This window comes from Actinosynnema mirum DSM 43827, from assembly GCF_000023245.1.
Taxonomy (GTDB): Bacteria; Actinomycetota; Actinomycetes; order Mycobacteriales; family Pseudonocardiaceae; genus Actinosynnema; species Actinosynnema mirum.
In genome coordinates, this window is sequence record NC_013093.1 from 6534642 (window position 1) to 6556578 (window position 21937).

The following is a 21937-nucleotide window of genomic DNA, read 5'->3' on the forward strand; positions in this document are numbered from 1 at the left end:
GGGGCAGTCCCAGGGCACCAGAAGACGCACCGGTGGCACAAGGTCCAGCGCCCGTGGGCCGTTCGGCCCAGTTCACTCGAACGTGGTTGACTCGCCCGAGCACTGCCCGAACAGCGAGCAGTTCGTCCTGAGGAGTTCCGCATGTCCCCCAACAAGCCCGTGGTCGAGCCGTACGAGGGTGCCGCGCCCGCGGACCTGGTGATCGAGGACATCACCGTCGGCGACGGCCCGGAGGCCCAGGCGGGCCAGCTGGTCCAGGTCCACTACGTCGGTGTCGCGCACTCCACCGGTGAGCAGTTCGACGCGTCCTGGGACCGCGGCGAGGCGTTCGTGTTCCCCCTCGGTGGCGGGCGCGTCATCGCGGGCTGGGACCGGGGCGTCGTGGGCATGAAGGTCGGTGGCCGCCGCAAGCTGGTCATCCCCGCGCACCTCGGCTACGGCGACCGCGGCGCGGGCGGCGTCATCAAGGGCGGCGAGACGCTGATCTTCGTGGTGGACCTGCTCGGCGTGCGCTGACCTCGGCGGCATCGGGGCGGGAACCGGTTCCGGGAGGACGACTCCGGACCGGTTCCCGCCGCAGCGGCGCGTGAACCGCCCACGCGACATGAGCGCGGAGTGCGGGACACCGAAGGGCCCGGTGGCCGTGAGCAGGGGGTTCGCTCAGCGCGGAACGCGGAGCGCGCCGCCGGGCGGTCGGAGCGGGTGCGGACGGACGGGCGGACGGGCGGACGGAACGAGCCGAGCGCTGGCCCGGAGTGCGATCCGGCACCGGTGGCCGCTCCGGTGCGGCATGATGGCGGTGATCGAGGGGAGGCGTGACCGTGCCCGAAGACATCGGCGGTTCCGAGCGCATGGTGGCCGACTGGGAGACCGGTCTCAAGCAGAAGGCCCAGCGCTACGAGGCGATGGCCGAGCGGGTGCAGGGCATGTCCGTGACCGAGACCTCCCGCGACGGGCACGTGCGGCTCACCATCGGGTCCAACGGCATCCTCACCGCCCTGCAGATCGCCGAGCCCGCCCGCGAGCGGCGCATGGCCGAGGTGTCGGCGGAGATCATGCGGACGTTGCAGAAGGCCCAGTCGCGCATCCCGGAGCTGCTGCAGCAGGCCATGGCGGAGACGATCGGCACGCAGGACCAGACGGCGAACACGCTGTTCGAGGAAGCCAGGAAGACCTTCCCCGCGCCGCCCGCCGAGGACCGCCCGCAACCGCAGCCGCACCGGGAGATGAGCTTCGGCATCGAGGACGAGCGGACCGCACCGCCCCCGCCGCCGCCGCCGCCGCGACACGCCCAGCAGCCGCCCGTTCCGCCGCAGCCGCCGCAGCGCAGGCCGAGGCGGGACACCGAGGAGGACGACGACTTCGGGGGTCAGAGCTTCCTCCGGTGAGCCACCGAACTCCACCCCGTCAGGTCAAGTCCGCCGTCGTCGGACACATCGGGCGATAGGATCTGCCGACCGTTGCGCCGGGGGGATCTTGAAGGGGTGTTCGTCGCATGACCGAGCCAGTCACACCGCTGGACGAGCAGGAGCAGCAGCAGCTCGTCCGGCAGATCGGGCGCGCCATGCTGCCCGCGCTGCCTCCGGACTGGCAGCGGGTGCGCACCGAGTACCGCGCCGCGGGCCGCCACATCGAGGTGGACATGGCGTTCACCGGTCCGGACGGTCAGCAGCGCCCGGTGCGACCGCCGATCGACGTGGTGCAGCTGTTCGGCAGGCTGCGCGCGGGCATGTACGAGCAGGACCGGGGCACCTGGTTGAGCGCGGTCTACGAGATCGAGGCGCCGAGCGCGTTCGCCGTGGACTTCGACGCCGCCGAGGAGCCCCGCTGGCGCAACGCGCCGCCGATGATCGGGTTCCAGGACGAGCTGCGGACGTTCCCGCGCACCGATGAGCTGATCCCGGACTGGCTGCGCCAGCGCGCGGGCATGCCGCCCAGGCAGGTGGAGCAGGCCGCGCAGCCCGAGCAGGGGCAGGGCGGGCCGCAGCAGGGTGGGCCGCAAACGCCGCCGCAGGGGTTCGCGCAGCAGGGTCCGCCGACGCCGGGTCAGGGAATCCCCGGACAGCAGGGGCAGCCCGGTTTCGCGCAGGGGCAGCAGTTCGCCGGTCAGCCCGTTCCCCACCAGCAGGGTCCCGGCCCGCAGGGGCAGCAGTTCCCCGGTCAGCCCGGCGGCGGGTTCGGGCAGCCCGGCGGTCAGCCGCAGGCGGACCTGCGCACGGCGCGCGTGTACGACGGCCGCGACCAGACCGGTCGCCCGGTGGTGCGCAGGCAGCCGGTGGACCCGCAGCTGCGCGAGCGGTTGCTGGCGTACCTGGAGTCGGCGCCCGTGGTGCTGTCCGCGCGTGACACGGACGTGGACGAGTTCGCGCCGTCCGACCGGGACGTTCCGCTGAACTTCCGCACCGACGGCACCTGGGTGTGGGCCGGCGCGGTGTCGCACTACCTGCGCAAGCACGGTGTCCCGCCGGAGCCCGCGCTGGTGTCGCACATCATCGGCCGGGGGTTCCAGCTGGCCGCGGTGGACGAGCGGACCCAGGACCGGGCCGTCGCGATGATCACCGGTCAGTGACCGCCGCCCGCTAGTCCCCGAACGGCGCTCTCGACGACGACAGCCGCCCACCGGTTTCCCCGGTGGGCGGCTGTTCCCGTTCAGGCGCGCGCTTCCCGCGCGGGCGCTCAGCGGTCGGTGGCGACCGGTGCGACGTCCGGTTCCAGCCTCGTGACGGGAGCGGGCTTGCGGACCGCCAGGTACACCAGCGCCGCCACCGCGACCAGCACGTAGGAGTTGCCGACGAGCTGCTGCCACGCGTTCCAGCCGACCTCGACGCCCTTGTCGTGCGGCAGCAGCCACAGCGGGGCCCACACGAACAGGTCGGCGACCAGCACCAGCGTCACCCAGCCCGCGACGGAGCGCTGCCCCACCAGCAGCACCAGGCCGGGCACGACCCACACCCAGTGGTGCGTCCAGGACACCGGGGACGCCAGCAGCGCCGCGATCGACACGGCCAGCAGCGCGGACACGTCCTCGCGCGCCCGGCGCACCGCGACCCAGGCGAGGGCCGCGACGCCCAGCGACAGCAGCAGCCACGCCACGGACTCGGCGGCGCCGGTCAGGCCGAGGCGGTTGACCAGGCCGCGCAGCGACTGGTTGCCCGCGTAGCCGAGCTCACCGATGCGCGCGGGGTCGAGCAGGGTGTGGAACCAGTACTGCTTGGTGTCCTCGAACGCGACGACCGCGCCGACGAGTCCGAAACCGACGAACGAGGCGACGGCGGTGAGGACCGGCTTCCACCTGCCGCGCGCCAGGAAGAACAGCACGAACACGGCGGGCGTCAGCTTGATCGCGGCGGCGAAGCCGATCAGCAGGCCCCTGGGCCAGCGGGTGCGCGGCAGCAGGCAGTCCAGCGCGGCCAGGCCCATGATGACCAGGTTGATCTGGCCGAAGTCGAAGGTGGCCCACACCGGTTCCAGCACGAGCGCGCCGATGGAGACGATGACGCCGACGAGCAGCGCGCGGCGCGCGTCCCCGTACAGGTGCCAGGCGGAGAGGACGCACACCACCAGCAGCAGCACCAGGCCGAGCGTCGTCCACACCAGAACCGCGGCGGGGAACGGGACCAGCGCGAAGAGGCTGAAGATCGCGGCGGCGAGCGGCGGGTAGGTGAAGGGGAACGGCGGGCCGTCCAGGGGTTTGGGGAAGTCGTCGGCGTACAGCCGGAGGTCGCGCAGCCAGGCCTCTCCCCCCGTGCGGTAGACCCGCAGGTCGAGCAGGCCCTCGCTGGAGCGCTGGTGGACGATGACGAGCAGCGCGACGGCCGCCACCGCCCACACGCCCAGCAGCCGCTTGTCCGGTCGTTCCACCACTGCCACGGCACTCCCTCGACTGGTTTCCGCGAAGCATCGTAGTCAACGGGCGGATGAGGGACAGGTCACGACAGCAGGTAGCTCACCGCTACTGGACGTGCACCGAAAGTTGCTGTGCGTGCACGGTGAGTAGATGGGGGCGACCGTTCGAGCGACAGCAGCGCACAAAAGCGCACGCACGGGATACTCTGTGCTCATGAGTCCAGCGCTGGAGACGGTCTTGGCGAAAGCCGGCCTTCACGTCACCCCCGACGCCTTCCTCGACCTCGTGGCGGACGCCGCGAAGCGGTTGGCGCCGCCCCACCCGGAGCCCGCGAGCTACCTGACTCCGGACGTGCGGGACGCGCTGGTGGACGTCGGCCTGGACCTGAGCCCGCACTCGCCGGACGACGACAAGCCGAGGGCGCGCAGCATCGTGGCGCACGCGGTGCTGCGCGACTCGGCGATCACCGTGGCCGACGCGGCGACCCAGCTGGGCGTGGACACCAGCCGCATCCGGCACCGGCTGGGGCTGGGCAGGCTGGTCGGCTGGAAGGACCGGGGCAGCTGGCGGCTGCCCGCCTGGCAGTTCGCGGGCAACGGGGTGCTCCCTGGGCTGGAGGCGGTGCTCGCGTCGGTGCCGGAGGACCAGCCCGCGCTGGTGATCGCCGGGTTCATGACCACCGAGCAGGAGGACCTCCCGGTCGAGGGCAGGCCGGCATCCCCGCGCGACTGGCTCCTGGCGGGCGGGGACCCCTTCAAGGTGACCTCCCTGGCCGCCCAGCTCGGAACCCCTGTCTGAGCTGGGCGGACCCGGCCGGACCGGTCGAACCCGGCCACACTGGGTGGACCTGGCCGCACCGGCTGGACCTGGCTGCGCTGGGTGGACCCGGACGCGCTGGGCGAACCCGGCAGCCAGGCGCGGAGGGCAGCCGACAACCGGTCAGCGGCAGGTCGGACCAGCGCCCGACCACCGCCAACCCGACCACCACCAACCCGACCATGACCAGCCCGGACGCCGCCAGCCGGGCCACGGGCCGGCCTGGCCACAGCCGGCCTGGCCGGTGCCGGTACGTGCGACGGCGTGCAGGTGGGAAGCACGGTGGACGATCACCGACACGCCGGTGTTCCGAACACTCGGCAGCCCGAACCCCGAAACCCCAGTCATGCGGGCACTCGCTCGCCCGCTTCCCGATCACCTGGCAGCCTGGCGGGCGGAAGTGCCGACCACCCGAGCCCATCACCGACCGCTCAGCCCATCACCCACCACTCAGCCCACCACCGACCGCTCAGCACACCACCGACAGTTCCACCGACCAACCACTCCCACCGACCCCGGCCGACCAGGGTTGAGCGGTCGACCGCCGAACCACCCTGTCGGCCGAACAGCCAGCCGCACGATCACCCTGTTGCCCGAACACCCGACCGACCGATCACGCGGACGACCGATCGCCCGATGGCGCACCCCCTGGGAACCTGGTCCCGAGGGGCCGGCCACCGGTGGTCGGCGCGGTCAGCGGGGATTCGCAGGTGGTTCAGCGGCGAGGGTTCGGCGGGGTTCGCCCGGCGGGCCGAGCGGCGTTGGACCGATCACCCGGACACCCGATCGCCCGGCCGACCGACGACCTGGCAGCCTGATCGCCCTGGAACCCGACCACGACCACCCACCACCGACCGGCACGGCCCCCCGTCCCCCGAACACCTGGACCCGAATGTCTCGGCTTCCCCAGCCGCCCGCCCCCGCCGTGCTGCAGGCCAACCTGCGGCGCACCGAGGACGTCGTGGCGGTGCACCAGGCCACCCGGCTGGTGCGGATCTTCACCGCGAAGGGGCTGCACCCCCAGCGGTGGAACAGCTTCCGCTACACCGGACCGCTGCCGCACGCCCGCTTCGACACCCAGCCGCCGGGACCCGGCGGTGAGCTGACGCACGACCAGGACCAGGGCGTGCTGTACTTCGGGCTCACCGTCCGGACCTGCGTCGCCGAGGTGTTCCAGGCGACGTCGGTGGTGGACCGGCGCACCCGCAGCCCGTTCCTGGTGGTGCTGCGCCCCAAGCGGACCCTGCGGCTGCTCGACCTGACCGGCCTGTGGCCGACCAGGGTCGGGGCGTCGCAGGAGATCAGCTCCGGACCCAAGGTGATCACCCAGGCGTGGGCGCGCACCATCCGCGCGGCGTACCCCGAGCTGGACGGCCTCTGGTACCGCTCGTCCATGGACGGCGGCAACGAGGCCGTGTGCCTGTGGGACCCGCCGGGCGGCTCGGGGCTGCCCGCCTCGCCGGACGTGCTGCTGCCCCTGGAGCACCCCGGACTCGACCTGCCGCTCGCCAGGGTGTGCGAGGAGCTGAACTACACCCTGCTGAACTGAACCCTGCTGAACTGGACCCGGCTGAACTGCACCAGGACCACGACAGCACCGGTCGGCGTCGACCCCGGCACCGCCCTCGACCTGGGCGGCGCCAACCCCGCTGGTCAGGAAACTACCGGGCCGGAACGTGCCGGGGCACGCCCTCGCGGTCTACCCGATAGCGTGAAAATCCAGGTCGGAGACCCCCGTCACCGCCGCACCCCGTTCCCCCGCGCGGTCGGTGACGGGCGCTGGCCCCTCGGCCCGCGCCGGGGCAGGAACCGCGCGTACCGGACCTCGGGCAGCAGCTGCTCCGCCAGCTCGTACCGCTCCGAGGCCCCGTCGTGCCGCCACCCGTGCGACTCGTAGAACTCCCGCGACGGCCCGTTGTCCTCGAACACCCACAGCACCGCGTACCGGAACCCCTGGTCCGCCAGGTGCGCGACAGCCGCCTCGTGCACCGCGTGCCCGGCCCCCGTCCCCAGGAACCCCGGATCGGCGTACATCGCGACCAGCTCGCCGGTCCGCAGGTCGGGGTGGGCGTCGCGCTCCTCGCGCACGGCGTCCACCGCGCAGTAGGCCCCGATCTTCCCGCTCGGCTCGACGGCCACGAACACCCGGCTCGGATCGGGCAGGGCGAGCACCCTCACCCAGCCGGGGAGCCTGCTCTCCGGGAGCATCCGGTCGAGCACGGGGTCGGCGACGATCCCCCGGTAGGCACGCTGCCAGGACTCCACGTTGATCCTGGCGATCTCCGGCGCGTCGTCGGGCGACCCGGCCCGCACGGTCCACTGCATCCGCGCAGACTGCCCGACCGGTGGCGCGCGGCGCTAGGGATTCGGCGAAGCGCTGGGGCAGGCGGTGCAGACGTACCCCGCGTACCGCGTCTTCTTGGCCGTCACCCAGGTCCGCCGGAAGCGCTCGGGTTCCAGCTGGTGGAACCGGGTGCTGACGACGTCCCGGAACAGCCCGTCCGAGACCACCAGCACGAGGTCCCCGTCCGCGGCGGCGAGGGCGCGCCGCACCACGGGGGCGTCGAGCAGCCTGCACGTGCGGATGGGCGTCTCCCCCACCAGCCCGTAGCGGCCACCGGCGAGCGGCCCGCAGTGCATGGCCAGCCGCACCCGCAGCGGGGTGCCCGCGGCGCGCAGGGCGGCCAGCCCGTCGCGCAGCCGCTCGGTGAACCCGGCGACGACCCAGGCGGTGTCGGTGTCGGCGGGCAGCACGGCCAGCTCGCCGTCGCCGCGCACCTGCCGGTACCAGTCGCCCCGGTCGAGCCCGGCGCGGCGGGCGGCGTGCTCCATGACCTCGTCGAGCAGCGACTGCGCCCGCCCCTGCTCGTACCCGGAGAGCTTGCTGTAGCCCTCGACGTCGACCGCGAGCACCAGCCGGTAGACGAGGCCGTCGAGCGAGAACGGCCGTTCGACCGCCACGTCCACGACGGTCACGGCCTCTCCCCCGCCCGGCCGTGCCCGCCCGCGTCCCGGCCGTCCGCGAGCCGGTCCAGCCCGGCCCGGTCGGCCACGGTGACGGACCGGTAGCCCAGGCTGATCAGCCCGCGGTCGCGCAGCACGCGCAGCTCCTTGCGGGTGGTGTCCTCCTCGGCGCCGATCAGGTCGGCGAGGTCCCCCTGGCTGAGCCCCAGGTTCAGCACGGCCTGGTCGCCCTGCCCGCTGCGGTGGGCGTCGGCCAGCTCGCCGAGCAGCCTGGCCAACCGCACCAGCGTCGGCCCGGTGAAGTCGAGCCTGCGCCGATCCGCCCACTTCAGCGTCTGCATGATCATCCGGGTGAGGGCGAAGTGCGCGTCCGGGTTGGCCCGCAGGTACCCCCGGAACGCCACCGCGCTGATCACCCGCCCCGTCCCGTCCCCGCACAGGGTCACGGTGGCCGAGCGGTGCGAGTTGTCCATCGCCGCCATCTCGCCCACCAGGTCGCCGCCGACCTTGATGCTGAACAGCGTCTCCCGGCCGTTGGCCTGCACCCCGGTCGCCTTCACCAGCGCCTGGTGGAGGAGCACCACGTGGTCGGTCGTGTCGCCCTGCCGCATCAGCACGTCACCGCGCTTGAACGCTCGTTCGGTCCCCAGTTCGAGCAGCTCCGCCTGGGCGCGGGGCGGCAACATGCTCATGAAAGTCCCCGCAGGCCAAGCGCCTCGGCGGGACGTCGGATTCGCCACGGTCCACCTCCTCCTGACTGCACGCACAGTCTGGGTCCGGAAGCGGCCGGGGAATTAGGGATTTCCCCGGAATGCCGTCCAACGCACCGGGAGGCAGGGGGCGAACGGCCCGACGCCGAACGTGGCGCGGGGCGCGGGGCCGGTCCCGCGCGTGACCGGAAGGGTCGCACGCCGGACCGGCCCCGTGACCGGTGTTCTGCGGTCTGGCCGCTCAGCCCAGGTGGCGGGACCACCAGTCGAGGGCTGCGGCGAAGCGCTGCCTGCGGTGGCGGGGCTTGCCGGAGCGGGTGAGCTCGTGGCCCTCGCCGGGGAACAGCAGCATCTCGGCGGGCGCGCCGTTGCGGCGCAGCGCGACGTACATGCGCTGGGCCTGCTCGACCGGGCAGCGCCAGTCGTGCTCGGAGTGCACCACCATGAACGGGATGCTGATCTTGTCCGCGTAGGTCAGCGGGCTCATCCGGAGCTGGGCCTCGGGGTCCGCGCCGCAGTAGGCGTCGGCGAAGTACCAGCCGATGTCGGACGCGCCGGTGAACGAGTCCCAGGCGTTGACGGCGCGCTCGCTCCAGGCCGCGCGGAAGCGCTCGCCGTGGTGGGCGGACAGCCACGAGGTCATGAAGCCGCCGTAGGAGCCGCCCATGACGCCGACGCGCCCGGCGTCCAGGTCGGGGCGGGCCAGCGCGGTGTCGAGGGTGGCCAGGACGTCGTCCACGTCGACGGTGCCGAACGCGCCGATGACGGCCCTGCCGTGCGCCTGGCCGTACCCGGCGGAGCCGCGCGGGTTGGGCAGCACGACCGCGTAGCCCGCGGCGGCGTACACCCTGGCCTCGTCGAAGAAGCCCCAGCCGTAGTACATGAACGGGCCGCCGTGCACGGACAGCACCACCGGGTGCGGGCCCTCGCCCTCGGGCAGCACGACCCAGCCGTGCACCGGGTAGCCGTCGGGGGCGGAGCCGGTGAGCTCCTCGACGCGCGCCTTCGGCAGGTCGGGGGCGAAGTCGGCGAGCAGCCCGCCGCCGACGCGCACGACGCGGGCCGGGCTCTCGGTGTCGGAGATCGCGGCCACGACCACGTCGCCGTCCGCCGCGAACGCCCTGACCTCGGCCTTCTCGCCCGCGAGCAGCTCGGTGCCCGCGAGGTCGACCCGGTCGGCGTCCAGCGGGACGCGGCGCAGCTCGACGGCGCCCCGGTTGCGGACCGCGACGAGCACGCCGTCGCCGGTCACGACGGGCGCGCCCGCGGCCTTCTCGCAGTCGACGGTCTCGACGTCGGTGAGCCTGCGCAGCTCGTCGCCGCGCGCCAGCCACAGGCCGAGGTTGCGGGCGACGCCGCTGTCCTCGGGGTTGTCCAGGCCGTAGAACAGGACGCCGCCGTCGGCCAGCGGCACCGGGTCGCCCGCCGCGCCGGGGGCGCGCACGAGCAGCTCGGGGGCGGCGCCGCCCTCGGCGGGCACGCTGTAGAGGTCGTCCTGGTGGGTCTCGACGGCGTCGAGGTCGCGGGGCGCGGAGAACACCAGCCGCGTGCCGTCGGCGGTCCACGCGGGGGCGCCGAGGTCGTGGGAGCCGTCGGTCAGCTCGACCGGGTCGGCCCCGGCGACCAGCGCGTCCACCACGAACAGGCGGGGGCGGCGGTCGCCGGTGAAGCCGAGGTCGTCGACGCGGTAGTCGAGCCGGGTGATGTGGCGCGGGGCCTCGGCGTCGGGGCCGGGCGCGACGCCGTCGACCTCGGAGCCGTAGCGGCCGGGCTCGGGCACGCGCGCGGTGTACGCGAGACGGGTGGAGTCGGGCGACCAGACCGGGGCGCCCGCGCCGAGCGGGGCGTCGGTGACGCGGCGGGCGTCACCGCCGTCGGCGGCCATGACGTGCACCTGCGGCGGCTTGCCCGACCCGGTGACGCGGAGGAACGCGACCCAGCGCCCGTCCGGGGAGATCCGGGGGGCCGAGTCGCGTTCCGCCCACGTCCACTGCCGCGCCCCGCTCCCGTCGAGCGGGAGGCGGTGCAGGGAACCTCGGTAGGTGTTGGTCTCCGCGTCGGGGCGGGCCGTGTTCACCAGGACGAGGTCGCCTCGCACCGAGAGGGAGCCTGGCAGGTCGAGCAGTCGCAAGTCATCGGGGCGCACGGGTCAGGACGCTACCCCAATGTTCTTAGCAAAGCTCACGACACTTGTTGACACTCACAGAGCGCTACCCCTCGACCGGCTGCTTGACCGCCTCGGGGTGCCGCTTCACCTTGATCAGGCTCGCCACGGTCGTGATGACCAGCACGCCGACGATCACCGACAGCGACAGCCCGATGCCGATCGTCGGCACGCCGAACGGCTCGCCGCCGTTGAGGAACGGCAGCGAGTTGGTGTGCAGCGCCTCCAGGATCAGCTTCACGCCGATGAAGCCGAGGATCACCGACAGGCCGATCGACAGGTAGACGAGCTTGGCGAGCAGGCCGCCGAGCAGGAAGTACAGCTGGCGCAGGCCCATCAGCGCGAACGCGTTCGCGGTGAAGACCAGGAACGGCTCCTTGGTCAGGCCGAAGATCGCGGGGATCGAGTCGAGCGCGAACAGCAGGTCGGTGGAGCCGATGGCGATCATCACGATGAACATCGGCGTGACGTGGCGCTTGCCGTCGATCCGGGTGAACGACTTGGAGCCGTGGTACTCGTCGGTGACCGGCAGGACCCTGCGCACCATGCGCAGCCCGGCGTTCTCCTTGAACTCCTCGTCCTCGTCCTCGCCGCGCGCCAGCTTGTAGCCGGTGTAGATCAGGAACGCGCCGAACAGGTAGAACACGGCGGAGAACCGCTCGATGAGCGCGGCGCCCGCCGCGATGAAGCCGCCCCGGAGCACGAGCGCCATCAGGATGCCGATCAGCAGCACCTTGTGCTGGTGGATCGCGGGCACCTTGAAGGTGGTCATGATGATCAGGAAGATGAAGAGGTTGTCGACGCTGAGCGAGTACTCGGTGATGTACCCGGCGAAGAACTCACCGGCCGGGGTGCCGCCCTCGAAGTACCAGATCCCGGCACCGAACAGCACGGCCATCGCCACGTAGAAGACGACCCAGCGGCCGGCCTCGGCGAGGGAGACCTCGTGGGGGTGGCGGTCGACCACGAACAGGTCGATCGCGAGCAGGATCAGCAGACCCGCGATCGTGGCCAGCCACAACCACACGGGAACAGTCATGAGACACCCTCCGGCACATAGCGCGCACGCCAATGACCGGAGGTCTCCTCCGTCTGCGGGAACCGCGTCGCAGACCAGCGGCACCGGGAGCCCGACGCTGGACTCCGTGCTGACGACACCGCCGTTTTAGGGAGTACTCCCCTCCACAATGCGGTAATCATCCACCACGGGCGCGCGAAAAAGCCAGCCGGGGTGAGGTGCGGCACCCAACGGCCGTTTTACGACCCAGCGCGGCCTTTAGGCCACTATGTCCGGATTGCTCGTTTCGCACCGTATCAGACTCGGCCGTCCGGCGCACCCCCGGCGATCTCCCGGAGCTGAGAACCGCAGGCCAGGTCCGTCGCGTGCTCTCAGGTGAACGCCCTTAAGGTCGAAGGGGTGGCCATCCCTTCCCGCCTTCGCGGCAGGTGGTCGCTCCCCGCGCTGGTCGTGCTCGTCGCCTTGGTAGGTGGCGTTGTCGTCTGGACGCGCGGGGGCGACGACCCGCCGCAGGTGCACACCCGTGACGCGGTGATCGACGTCCCGGAGGCCCCCGGCAGCGACCGGGCCCTCCAGATCGACACCACCCTCTACCTGCCCGAGAAGACCCCGGCTCCGGCGATCCTGCTCCCGCACGGATTCGGCGGCAGCAAGAACAGCGTGGCCACCGAGGCGACCGAACTGGCCCAGCGCGGCTTCGTCGTGCTGACCTACTCGGCCCGCGGCTTCGGCCGCAGCACCGGGCAGATCTCGCTCAACTCGGTCGACCACGAGGTCAACGACGCCAAGCGCCTGCTCGACTGGCTCGCGACCCGCCAGGAGGTCATGACCGACGCCCCCGGCGACCCGAGGGTCGGCGTCACCGGCGGCTCCTACGGCGGCGCGCTCGCGCTGTCCCTGGCGGGCGTCGACCCGCGCGTGGACACCATCGCGCCCACCATCACGTTCAACGACCTCGCCTCCGCCCTGCTGCCGAACCACGGCGCCACCGGCGAGGCGGTCGACACCCGCACGCCCACGCCCGGCCCGTCCGGCGACGCGGGCGTGTTCAAGCGCTCGTGGTCCGGCCTGTTCTTCTCCGCCGGTCTCGGCGGCGGGAACATGTCCGGCCCCACGCAGGAGGCCCCCGAGGCCGGTCAGGACGACGACCAGCAGGTCGGCGCCGCCGCGACCGCCGCCCCCGAGGGCTCGACGGCCGAGGGCTCGGCGACCGGTCAGCCCGGTCAGGGCCAGCAGCCCGGCCAGGGCAGGGGCGCGGCCCCGCTCAACGGCACCTGCGGTCGCTTCGCCGAGGACGTGTGCGCGGCGTACAACGAGATCGCCACGACCGGCACCGCGGGCCAGGCGTCCCTGGACGTGCTGCGCCGCGGCTCGCCCTCCGAGCTGACCGGCCGGATCACCCAGCCGACCATGATCGTGCAGGGCGAGCAGGACACCCTGTTCGGCCTCGACCAGGCCGACGCCAACGCCAGGCAGATCGCCGCGACCGGCGCCAAGGTCAAGGTCGTCTGGTACGCGGGCGGCCACGACGGCGGCTCCCCCGGCCCCGAGCTGCGCGGCCAGATCGCCGACTGGATGGACTTCCACCTCAACGGCGCGGGGACCGACCCCGGCACCACGTTCCAGTACGCGGTGCAGGGCGCGTTCCGCAGCAGCGGCTCGGTCGCGCTGCGCGACGTCGTCGCCCCGGCCTACCCCGGTCTCGGCGGCCAGGCCGCGGTGAACCGGCAGGACGTGGCGCTGACCGGCCGCGAGCAGGCCGTGATCAACCCGGCGGGCGGCAACCCGGCGTCGGTGAGCAGCCTGCCCGGTCTGGGCGCGGCGGTCAGCCGGTCCAGCTCGCTCTCCAGCAGGCTCACGATCGACATGCCCGGCCAGACCGCCGTGTTCACCAGCGAGGCCCTGACCTCGCAGCTGCTGGTGACCGGCGCGTCCACGGTGCGGCTGAAGATCGCCGCCGTGCCCGGCCAGGCCGTGCCCGAGGGCGGCGCGGTGCTGTTCGCGAAGCTGTACGACGCCGACGCGAACGGCGGCAAGGTGCTGCCCGGCTCGGCCGTGGCCCCGTTCCGGGTGCCCGAGCTGCCCGCCGACGGCACGCCCGTCGAGGTGTCGGTGTCGCTGCCGGGCGTGGTGCGCCCGGTGGAGAGCGGGCACCGGCTGCAGCTGGCCGTGTCGACCACCGACCAGGCGTTCGCCAACGCGCAGGAGCCCGCCGTCTACCGGATCGCGCTCGCCGACGGCGACACCGGGAACGTGCGGGTGCCGGTGGTGACCGGCTCGAACAGGGTCAGCGAGGTGCCCGCCGACGCGCTGTGGGGCATCGCGGGCGTGCTCGCGCTGTCCGCCGTCGCGGCCGTCGTCGCGTGGTTCCGGCGCAGGCTGGCCACCGACCTCGACCCGGAGCTGGCCGAGGTCCCGCTGGTCATCAAGGGCCTGAAGAAGTCCTACCCCGGTGGCCTGACCGCCGTGAACGACCTGTCGTTCCGGGTGGAGCACGGCCAGGTGCTGGGCCTGCTCGGCCCCAACGGCGCGGGCAAGACCACGTCGCTGCGGATGCTGATGGGCCTGATCCAGCCGAGCGAGGGCGAGATCAGGGTGTTCGGGCACAGGATCACGCCCGGCGCCCCGGTGCTCTCCCGCATCGGCTCGTTCGTGGAGGGCTCCGGCTTCCTGCCGCACCTGTCCGGCAAGGCCAACCTGGAGCTGTACTGGTCGGCGACCGGCAGGCCGCTGGAGCAGGCGCACTTCGACGAGGCGCTGGAGATCGCGGGCCTGGGCAAGGCGGTGCACCGCAAGGTGCGCACCTACAGCCAGGGCATGAGGCAGCGGCTCGCGATCGCCCAGGCGATGCTCGGGCTGCCGGACCTGCTGGTGCTGGACGAACCCGCCAACGGGCTCGACCCGCCCCAGATCCACGCCATGCGCGACGTGCTGCGGCGGTACGCGGCGGCCGGTCGCACGGTGCTGGTGTCCAGCCACCTGCTCGCCGAGGTCGAGCAGACGTGCAGCCACGTGGTGGTCATGCACAAGGGCGCCCTGGTCGCGGCGGGTCCGGTCGAGGAGATCGCGACCGGCAGCGGCGAGGCCACCTTCCGGGTCGACCGGCCCGAGGAGGCGGCGGAGGTGCTGCGGTCCCTCGACGGGGTGCTGGAGGTCCAGGTCGACGGCGAGCAGGTGCACGCGGCGCTGAACGGCACCCCGCGCGCCGAGGCGCTGCAGGCGCTGGTGGCGGCCGGGGTCTCGGTCGACCAGGCCGGGCCGCGCAGGCGGCTCGAGGACGCGTTCCTGGAGTTGGTGGGCGAATGAGCGACGACAAGGCGAGCCCGACCACGTCGGGCGGGGACTCCCGCGACAACAACTCCCGCGACAACGGGGTGCACACCGACCCGCACGGGGCGAGCGACCTGGCCGAGGCGGTCCGGGCCGAGCGGCCGGGCGTCGAGGCGGACGGGTCGCGGACCGGGTACCGGGCCTCGCGGACGCTGCCGATCCGGGTCGAGCTGGTCAGGCAGCTGCTGCGGCGGCGGACCCAGCTGGTGCTCGGGTTCCTGGTGCTGCTGCCGGTGATCCTGGTGGTGGCGTTCGAGCTGGGCGAGGACGCGCCGAACCGCCGGTCCGGCGGGTTCGTCGACCTGGCCACGGCGAGCGGGGTGAACTTCGTCGTCCTGACGCTGTTCGTGTGCTCCAGCTTCCTGCTGCCGATGATCGTGGCCCTGTTCTTCGGGGACACGATCGCCAGCGAGGCGTCCTGGTCCAGCCTGAAGTACCTGCTGGCCGCGCCGATCCCCCGGCACCGGCTGCTGCGGCGCAAGGCCGCGGCCTCCGGCATCCTGTCGGTGCTGTCGCTGCTGGTGCTGCCGGGGACCGCGCTGCTGGTCGGCGTGCTCTGGTACGGGGCGGGCGAGCTGGTCAGCCCCACCGGCGAGGCCGCGCCGTTCGCGGACGGCGTCCTCGGCGTGTTCCTGGCGGTCTGCTACATCTCGGTGCAGCTGTTCTGGGTCGCCGGGCTGGCGCTGTACCTGTCGGTGTCCACGGACGCGCCGCTCGGCGCGGTCGGCGGGGCGGTGCTGGCGTCGATCCTGTCGCAGATCCTGGACCAGATCACGGCGCTGGAGGACCTGCGGAACTACCTGCCCACGCACTACGCGCTGGCGTGGATGGACCTGCTGTCCACCGACATCGACTGGTCGCAGATGGCCAAGGGGGTGTTCTCCGCGCTGGCCTACGGGGCGCTGTTCTCGTTCCTGGCGGCGCGGAAGTTCAGCACCAAGGACATCACCAGCTGATCGCGTGACGCGCGGGGGCCCGTCGGGATTCGTCCCGGCGGGCCCCTCGTCGTTCGCGGGTCGGGCTACTTCAGGCCGGCCGCGTCCATGCCGCGCAGCTCCTTCTTCAGGTCCGCGATCTCGTCGCGCAACCTGCCCGCCAGCTCGAACTGGAGCTCGCGGGCCGCGTTCATCATCTGGTCGGTGAGCTGCTGGACCAGGTCGGCCAGCTCCGCCCGCGCCATCGAGCCGACGTCGCGGCCCGCCAGCACGCCCGACGAGCCCGCCTTGCCCGGCTCGCCCGCCGCCCGCTTGCCGCGCGTGGCGTTGCGGCCGGAGCCGCCGGGTGCCACGTCGTCCTCGACCTCGGCGTAGACCTGCTCCAGGATGTCGGTGATCTTCTTGCGGAGCGGCTGCGGGTCGATGCCCCGCTCCTCGTTGTAGGCCACCTGCTTCGCGCGCCTGCGGTTGGTCTCCTCGATCGCGTTGCGCATCGAGTCGGTCACCCGGTCGGCGTACATGTGGACCTCGCCCGAGACGTTGCGGGCCGCGCGGCCGATCGTCTGGATGAGGCTGGTCGTGGAGCGCAGGAAGCCCTCCTTGTCCGCGTCCAGGATCGCCACCAGGGACACCTCGGGCAGGTCGAGGCCCTCGCGGAGCAGGTTGATGCCCACCAGCACGTCGTAGTCGCCGAGCCTGAGCTGCCTGAGCAGCTCGACGCGGCGCAGGGTGTCGATGTCCGAGTGCAGGTAGCGGACCCGGATGCCCAGTTCGAGCAGATAGTCGGTGAGGTCCTCGGACATCTTCTTGGTCAGGGTGGTGACCAGCACCCGCTCGTCGCGCTCGGCGCGCGCCCGGATCTCGTGCACCAGGTCGTCGATCTGGCCTTCGGTGGGCTTGACCACCACCTGCGGGTCCACCAGGCCGGTGGGGCGGATGACCTGCTCCACGAACTCGCCGCCCGCCTGGCCGAGCTCGTAGTTGCCGGGCGTGGCCGACAGGTAGATCGTCTGGCCGACCCGGTCCGCGAACTCCTCCCAGGTCAGCGGGCGGTTGTCCAGCGCGCTGGGCAGGCGGAAGCCGTGGTCGACCAGGTTGCGCTTGCGGGAGGCGTCGCCCTCGTACATGGCGCCGATCTGCGGCACGGTCACGTGCGACTCGTCGATGACCAGCAGGAAGTCGTCCGGGAAGTAGTCAATCAGGGTGGCGGGGGCGCTGCCCGCGTCGCGGCCGTCGATGTGCCGCGAGTAGTTCTCGATGCCGGAGCAGAAGCCGACCTGGCGCATCATCTCGATGTCGTAGGTGGTGCGCATCCGCAGCCGCTGGGCCTCCAGGAGCTTGCCCTGCCGCTCCAGGTCCGCGAGGCGCTGCTCCAGCTCCACCTCGATGCCCTTGATCGCGATCTCCATGCGCTCCGGGCCCGCCGCGTAGTGGGTGGCGGGGAAGATCCGCAGCTCCTGGACCTCCTTGACCACGTCGCCGGTCAGCGGGTGCAGGTAGTACAGGCGGTCCACCTCGTCGCCGAAGAACTCGACCCGGATGGCCAACTCCTCGTACGAGGGGATGATCTCGACCGTGTCGCCCCTGACCCGGAACGTGCCCCGGTTGAACGCGATGTCGTTGCGGGCGTACTGCACGTCGACCAGCGCGCGCAGCAGCACGTCGCGGTCGACCTCGCCGCCCACCCGCAGCGGGATGGAGCGGTCCAGGTAGGCCTGGGGGGTGCCGAGGCCGTAGATGCACGACACCGAGGCGACCACGATCACGTCGCGCCTGGTCAGCAGGCTCATCGTGGCGGAGTGGCGGAGCCGCTCGACGTCCTCGTTGACCGAGGAGTCCTTCTCGATGTAGGTGTCGCTCTGCGGGATGTACGCCTCGGGCTGGTAGTAGTCGTAGTAGCTGACGAAGTACTCGACCGCGTTCTCCGGGAACAGGTCCCGCAGCTCGTTGGCCAGCTGCGCGGCCAGGGTCTTGTTGGGCGCCATCACCAGCGTGGGCCGCTGCACCTTCTCCACCAGCCACGCCGTGGTCGCCGACTTGCCGGTGCCGGTCGCGCCCAGCAGCACCACGTCCCGCTCGCCGCCGCGCAGCCTGCGCTCCAGCTCCGCGATGGCCGCGGGCTGGTCGCCGGAGGGCGTGAACTCGCTGACCACGCGGAACTCGCCCGCCGAGCGGGGGATGTCGCTGACGGGGCGGTGCGCCGAGTGCGCCTTGACCGGGGTTTCCGGGGCCTGGGTGTCCGAGGGGGTGGTAGCCACGAGCCAAAGGTACGCCGGGGGACCGACAGTTCCCGGTCCCCCGACGCGCGCGTCCGGGTCAGTCGTGCGGGTCGGTCGTGCGGGTCAGTCGCAGGAGCAGCAGTCGCAGCAGTCGCAACCGCCCTTCTTGCAGTCCGCGTGGCACCGGCAGCAGCCGGTGCAGGAGTCCAGGCAGTCGCCGCCGCCGCACCCGTCCGAGCAACCGCTGCGCGGCTTGCCACTCCACGGGCCGGGCATGGGCTCGCGGCAGCAGGTCTGGCAGGTGCCGCACTGGTAGAGGACGGCCAGGCAGCCGGGGAGCAGGCCCCGGCTGGTGGGCGGGTCGGTCAGCTTGGGCCACGCCCACAGGAAGCTGCCGGGTTCCGGGGGCACCCCGCCGCCGCCCTCGCCACCGCCACCGCCGGGCGGCTCGTCCGGCGGGTCGGTCGGCGGCCGGTCGCCGGGGCTGTCGTGGTCGGGCGGCGCGGGCGCGTGCGCGACGGGGGCGTGCTCGCCGTAGCCGGGCAGGCCGGGACGCGGGTGCTCGTGACCCCCGCGGTCCCCGTGCGCGTGCTCGTCGCCGAACGCCCGCCCCACCGCGCGCCGCAGCTCGTGCACCAGCAGGGCGTGCACCAGCGCGCCGTCGGCCAGCTCGACCTCGCGCAGCGCCAGCTCCACGCCGAGCACCGCGTCGTCGCACAGCCGCCGCGCCTCGGCGGGGCTGACGCCGGTGGCGAGCAGCGGGTTCCACGCGCCCGACGCCCGGTCCCGCGCGACGTCCTCCACGGCGTCCACCAGGTGCGCGACCCGGCCGAACAGCCTGCCGACCTCGCGCAGCGGCTCGGCGTTGCCCGGCCGTCCGGCCAGCAGCGCGGTCTGCGCGAGCGCGGCCCCGGCGGCCTCCTCGGTCGGCGCGGTCACCAGCAGCACCGAGGAGCCGAGCCCGGCGGCGGCCTCCACCTCCTGTTGCCGTAGCACGGCCGACACCAGCACCGAGGTGTCGAACCCGAGGTCGGCCCCGGTCTCGGCGGCCTGGGCCGCCCAGCGGCGCGCCACCGCGCGCCCGACGCCGCGCCCGCCCGCGCGGCCGAACGCCCCGTCGCCGTCCGCGACGTGGTCGGCGACCTTGGCGGAGGCGAGCACGAGGGAGACGGAGGCGGCCAGCCGGGCCGAGGGACCGGTGGCGACGCGGGCGGACCGCATCCCGCGCAGCGCGCACGGCCCCGCGTCCCGGTGCGAACCGCCGGACTGGGCCTCCACGAGCGCGGAGACGACGAGCCCGTCGTAGTTGGTGACGAGCCGGGCGAGGTGCCCGTGGTCGTCGCGCAGCGCCAGGCACAGGCCGCAGAGGTGGGCGATCCAGGCGTCGCCGAGGTGCTGACCGAGCCGGTGGCGGCACGGTCGGAGGATGCCGAACATAAGGGGTGAGGGTAGGCCGGTCGAGCGGGCACTGAGAGTAAAACCCTCACCCGAACAGGTGACAATTACGGACTACCGAACCGCACTTGTGCATAGTCTTCGAATTGTGACTCTGAGCGCGGCAGGCCAGACCACCGGAATCCACGTCCACCCGCCGAAGATCGAGTACTTCGACCTGGACGCGAAGTCCAACACCGACCCGAAGGGCTACCTGCGCGGGGTCGAGGAGTACCGCCTGACGCCCGCGGGCCTGTACATGTCCCGCCCGGTGCCGGGCCACCCGGAGCTCACGCACTTCGAGTCCTGGCTGCTGCCCCGGCACGGCCTGCGCGTCACCCGCCAGTCCTGGCACCCCGGCCGCGAGCGCGACTACGACTTCTACGTCGACGTCGTGGAGATCACCTCCAGCGGCTCGGTGTGGAAGACCGTCGACCTCTACCTCGACCTGCTGGTGCGCACCGGCCGCGACGTCGTGGTGCTGGACACCGACGAGCTGCTGGCCGCCGTCGCGAGCGGCAGGCTGGAGGCCGAGCGGGCCCGGTGGGCGCTGGAGACGACCTACACGGCGGTCGCGGGCGTGGCGGCGCACGGCAACGACCTGATCCGCTGGTTGGCCGAGCAGGGCACCGTCACGACCTGGCGACGCCGCTAGGGGTCGGGCGATACCGAGAGTCGTCGACGGCCCACAACAGCCCCCGATTCCCCGTCACCCGTCCGTGATCATCCGCACGACATAACGTGATGTAACGAATCGGTTCGCACGGTTACCGGGTGCATACCCACGACTACCCTCGGGTCGGTGGGAACGGTCATCACGCCTCAGCTCGTCGACGTCGTCGACACCGTCAGCGCAGTCCGGAACTACTCCTCGGGTGCCTCCCGCAGGCTGACGACGTGCCAGGTGGAGGACTGGGGCCTGCGACTGGAGTGCCCCACTCCGGAGGACCCCTTCACCGACTCCGAGGTCACCTGGCTCATGCCCGACCTGGGGCTCCGCCTCACCAGGCGGCGCCCCCGCGCTCCGCACACCGACTCCTCCAGCGTGCTCACCGCCGTCCGGGTGGTCCGCGACGGCCGCACCTGGCGCACCACCGACCTGCTGCTGGGCCTGGAGGTCCCCGGCGGGACGACGGCGCGGATCGTCCGCTCGGAGGACTTCGCCGCGGCGATCTCCGGCGGCGTGATCAGCCCGGCGGACGCCGACCTCGCGCTGCGCACCGTGCACCGCACCCTGGAGCAGGTCAGCCAGCACCGTCACGACCTGGCGGACTGGCTGGTGAACCGGGGCATCTACGACCGCTGGTCGCCCGCCGCCCGGTAGAACGCGGCGATCCGCGAGACCGCTTCCTCCATCCACGGCTCCTTGGCCTCCGCGTAGGCCAGGGAGCCGTCGTGGTTCTCGTGCTCGGGCATCAGGCCGAGCTTGACCCGCGCGTACTCCTCGCGGGCGGCGGCGTCCGCGCGCAGCCAGTCCCGGAACCGCAGCGCCCACACCCAGTTCGGCGCGCCCGTCACTCGGACGTGCAGGTTCACCCGACGGCCGGGGTCGGCGGAGGAGTGCACGCGCTTGTCCCACAGCTCCGGGTCCTGCTCGGCGCCGCGCGGGGCGTCGGTCAGGCCGGGGACGTTCGGGAAGCCCGCGTTCAGCAGCGCGTCCGCGAGCCCGTCCGCCTCGGCCATGCTCGACACGCCCAGCTGGAAGTCCAGGACGTCCTTGGCGACCAGGCCGGGCACGGCGGTGGACCCGATGTGCTCCAGCGGCCGGTCCCCCACGGCGGTGCGCAGCCTGGCGGCGATCCGCGCGGCCTGCGCGGGCCAGGTCGGGTCGGGGTCCACCACCTTCGGCGGGCCGGACGCGTGCCTGCGCAGCCGCAGGTTCGCCGCGTAGGGCACCAGCCGGTCCGCCCACAGCGCGTCCACCGCGGCGAGCACCTGGTCCGGGCTGCCGGTGTTGTCCAGCCACACGTCCGCCACGGCCCGCCGGGCGTCGTCACCGGCCTGGGCGGCCACACGCGCGCGGGCGTCGGACTCGGGCATGTCCCGCGCCCCGACCAGCCGCGCCACCCGCTGCTCCACGTCCGCGTGCGTGATCACCACGAGGTGGTAGGCGGGCGCGAGGCCGTTCTCCACCAGCAGCGGCACGTCGTGCACGACGATCGAGTCCTCGGGGGCGGACGCGATCAGCTCGGCCGTCAGCGCGGCGACCTTGGGGTGCACGATGGCGTTGAGCCGGGCCCGCGCGGTGTCGTCGGCGAACACCTGACCGGCCAGCGCGGCCCGGTCAAGGCGCCCGGCCGAGGTCAGCACGCTCGACCCGAACGCCTCGGCGATCTCGCGCAGGCCGTCCGTCCCCGGCTCCACGACCCGCCTGGCCAGCTGGTCGGCGTCGATGACCACCGCCCCGTGCTCGGCCAGCCTTCCCGCGACCGTCGACTTGCCCGACCCGATCCCACCCGAGAGCCCCACGCGCAACATGGGTCCGATCTTGCCCGATCAG

At 72.9% G+C, this 21937-nt stretch carries 18 protein-coding genes; 9 read left to right on the forward strand and 9 right to left on the reverse strand.

Annotated elements, in window-relative coordinates; all coding sequences use genetic code 11:
* The first annotated feature begins 141 nt into the window (after positions 1–141).
* From AMIR_RS27270 to AMIR_RS40665, 3 genes are all read left to right on the forward strand, one after another.
* Positions 142–516: an FKBP-type peptidyl-prolyl cis-trans isomerase gene (locus AMIR_RS27270; RefSeq protein ID WP_015804206.1), complete on the forward strand. Its 375-nt coding sequence runs from the start codon at positions 142–144 to the stop codon at positions 514–516.
* A gap of 305 nt (positions 517–821) precedes the next feature.
* On the forward strand, positions 822–1388 hold the full coding sequence (locus AMIR_RS27275; protein ID WP_015804207.1) for a YbaB/EbfC family nucleoid-associated protein: 567 nt from the start codon (positions 822–824) through the stop codon (positions 1386–1388).
* Positions 1389–1495: 107 nt separating this feature from the next.
* Complete coding sequence (locus tag AMIR_RS40665; protein WP_015804208.1) at positions 1496–2569, forward strand: hypothetical protein; 1074 nt, start codon at positions 1496–1498, stop codon at positions 2567–2569.
* 107 nt (positions 2570–2676) lie between these two features.
* Here the strand turns inward: AMIR_RS40665 and AMIR_RS27285 are convergent, their stop codons facing one another.
* The gene (locus AMIR_RS27285) at positions 2677–3870 is read right to left on the reverse strand and encodes a glycosyltransferase 87 family protein (protein WP_084799032.1); all 1194 of its coding nucleotides are present in this window, start codon (positions 3868–3870) and stop codon (positions 2677–2679) included.
* Between the two features lie 190 nt (positions 3871–4060).
* Here AMIR_RS27285 and AMIR_RS27290 point away from each other — a divergent pair, with 190 nt between their 5' ends.
* A complete protein-coding gene (locus tag AMIR_RS27290; RefSeq protein ID WP_015804210.1) occupies positions 4061–4645 on the forward strand; it encodes a hypothetical protein in 585 nt (194 codons plus the stop codon).
* A gap of 910 nt (positions 4646–5555) precedes the next feature.
* Positions 5556–6212: an RES family NAD+ phosphorylase gene (locus AMIR_RS27295; RefSeq protein ID WP_015804211.1), complete on the forward strand. Its 657-nt coding sequence runs from the start codon at positions 5556–5558 to the stop codon at positions 6210–6212.
* Positions 6213–6400: 188 nt separating this feature from the next.
* On the opposite strand, the gene AMIR_RS27300 is transcribed toward AMIR_RS27295, so the two are convergent.
* The 5 genes from AMIR_RS27300 to AMIR_RS27320 all read right to left on the reverse strand — a co-directional run bounded on the left by AMIR_RS27300 (position 6401) and on the right by AMIR_RS27320 (position 11540).
* Complete coding sequence (locus AMIR_RS27300) at positions 6401–6988, reverse strand: GNAT family N-acetyltransferase (RefSeq protein WP_015804212.1); 588 nt, start codon at positions 6986–6988, stop codon at positions 6401–6403.
* Between the two features lie 33 nt (positions 6989–7021).
* A complete protein-coding gene (locus AMIR_RS27305; protein ID WP_015804213.1) occupies positions 7022–7639 on the reverse strand; it encodes a nucleotidyl cyclase domain-containing protein in 618 nt (205 codons plus the stop codon).
* Entirely contained in the window at positions 7636–8319 is a 684-nt protein-coding gene (locus tag AMIR_RS27310; RefSeq protein ID WP_015804214.1) for a Crp/Fnr family transcriptional regulator, read from the reverse strand. Before AMIR_RS27310 ends, AMIR_RS27305 begins: the two co-directional genes overlap by 4 nt.
* A 259-nt stretch (positions 8320–8578) precedes the next feature.
* Positions 8579–10483 carry a S9 family peptidase gene (locus tag AMIR_RS27315; protein WP_015804215.1) on the reverse strand — a complete coding sequence of 635 codons (1905 nt, stop codon included), beginning with the start codon at positions 10481–10483 and terminating at the stop codon, positions 8579–8581.
* A 64-nt stretch (positions 10484–10547) separates the two neighbouring features.
* Positions 10548–11540, reverse strand: coding sequence for a TerC family protein (locus AMIR_RS27320; protein ID WP_015804216.1), 993 nt, complete (start codon positions 11538–11540; stop codon positions 10548–10550).
* A 378-nt stretch (positions 11541–11918) separates the two neighbouring features.
* Here AMIR_RS27320 and AMIR_RS27325 point away from each other — a divergent pair, with 378 nt between their 5' ends.
* Together AMIR_RS27325 and AMIR_RS27330 are read left to right on the forward strand one after the other, a co-directional pair.
* Entirely contained in the window at positions 11919–14825 is a 2907-nt protein-coding gene (locus AMIR_RS27325) for an alpha/beta fold hydrolase (RefSeq protein WP_015804217.1), read from the forward strand.
* Positions 14822–15805 (forward strand): ABC transporter permease, encoded by a 984-nt coding sequence (locus AMIR_RS27330; protein ID WP_015804218.1) that lies wholly within the window; start codon positions 14822–14824, stop codon positions 15803–15805. The genes AMIR_RS27325 and AMIR_RS27330 overlap by 4 nt, the downstream gene beginning before the upstream one ends.
* Before the next feature lie 65 nt (positions 15806–15870).
* Here AMIR_RS27330 and uvrB read toward each other — a convergent pair whose 3' ends face one another.
* Complete coding sequence (uvrB, locus tag AMIR_RS27335; RefSeq protein WP_015804219.1) at positions 15871–18042, reverse strand: excinuclease ABC subunit UvrB; 2172 nt, start codon at positions 18040–18042, stop codon at positions 15871–15873.
* Between the two features lie 84 nt (positions 18043–18126).
* Complete coding sequence (locus AMIR_RS27340) at positions 18127–19440, reverse strand: DUF5685 family protein (protein ID WP_015804220.1); 1314 nt, start codon at positions 19438–19440, stop codon at positions 18127–18129.
* Between the two features lie 106 nt (positions 19441–19546).
* Here AMIR_RS27340 and AMIR_RS27345 point away from each other — a divergent pair, with 106 nt between their 5' ends.
* Together AMIR_RS27345 and AMIR_RS27350 are read left to right on the forward strand one after the other, a co-directional pair.
* A complete protein-coding gene (locus AMIR_RS27345) occupies positions 19547–20092 on the forward strand; it encodes a ribonuclease FAU-1 family protein (protein WP_015804221.1) in 546 nt (181 codons plus the stop codon).
* Between the two features lie 147 nt (positions 20093–20239).
* A complete protein-coding gene (locus AMIR_RS27350) occupies positions 20240–20761 on the forward strand; it encodes a ribonuclease FAU-1 family protein (protein WP_015804222.1) in 522 nt (173 codons plus the stop codon).
* Here AMIR_RS27350 and coaE read toward each other — a convergent pair.
* Positions 20731–21915 carry a dephospho-CoA kinase gene (gene coaE / locus AMIR_RS27355; protein ID WP_015804223.1) on the reverse strand — a complete coding sequence of 395 codons (1185 nt, stop codon included), beginning with the start codon at positions 21913–21915 and terminating at the stop codon, positions 20731–20733. The two genes, AMIR_RS27350 and coaE, sit on opposite strands and share 31 nt — an antisense overlap.
* Positions 21916–21937: the final 22 nt, after the last annotated feature.

What these genes read in the sequence shown, in the direction of transcription:
- AMIR_RS27270 (WP_015804206.1), top strand. Translation starts at nt 142, where the DNA reads ATGTCCCCCAACAAGCCCGTGGTCGAGCCGTACGAGGGTGCCGCGCCC.
- AMIR_RS40665 (WP_015804208.1), top strand. Translation starts at nt 1,496, where the DNA reads ATGACCGAGCCAGTCACACCGCTGGACGAGCAGGAGCAGCAGCAGCTC.
- AMIR_RS27290 (WP_015804210.1), top strand. Translation starts at nt 4,061, where the DNA reads ATGAGTCCAGCGCTGGAGACGGTCTTGGCGAAAGCCGGCCTTCACGTC.
- AMIR_RS27295 (WP_015804211.1), top strand. Translation starts at nt 5,556, where the DNA reads ATGTCTCGGCTTCCCCAGCCGCCCGCCCCCGCCGTGCTGCAGGCCAAC.
- AMIR_RS27300 (WP_015804212.1), bottom strand. Translation starts at nt 6,988, where the DNA reads ATGCAGTGGACCGTGCGGGCCGGGTCGCCCGACGACGCGCCGGAGATC.
- AMIR_RS27310 (WP_015804214.1), bottom strand. Translation starts at nt 8,319, where the DNA reads ATGAGCATGTTGCCGCCCCGCGCCCAGGCGGAGCTGCTCGAACTGGGG.
- AMIR_RS27320 (WP_015804216.1), bottom strand. Translation starts at nt 11,540, where the DNA reads ATGACTGTTCCCGTGTGGTTGTGGCTGGCCACGATCGCGGGTCTGCTG.
- AMIR_RS27330 (WP_015804218.1), top strand. Translation starts at nt 14,822, where the DNA reads ATGAGCGACGACAAGGCGAGCCCGACCACGTCGGGCGGGGACTCCCGC.
- AMIR_RS27340 (WP_015804220.1), bottom strand. Translation starts at nt 19,440, where the DNA reads ATGTTCGGCATCCTCCGACCGTGCCGCCACCGGCTCGGTCAGCACCTC.
- coaE (WP_015804223.1), bottom strand. Translation starts at nt 21,915, where the DNA reads ATGTTGCGCGTGGGGCTCTCGGGTGGGATCGGGTCGGGCAAGTCGACG.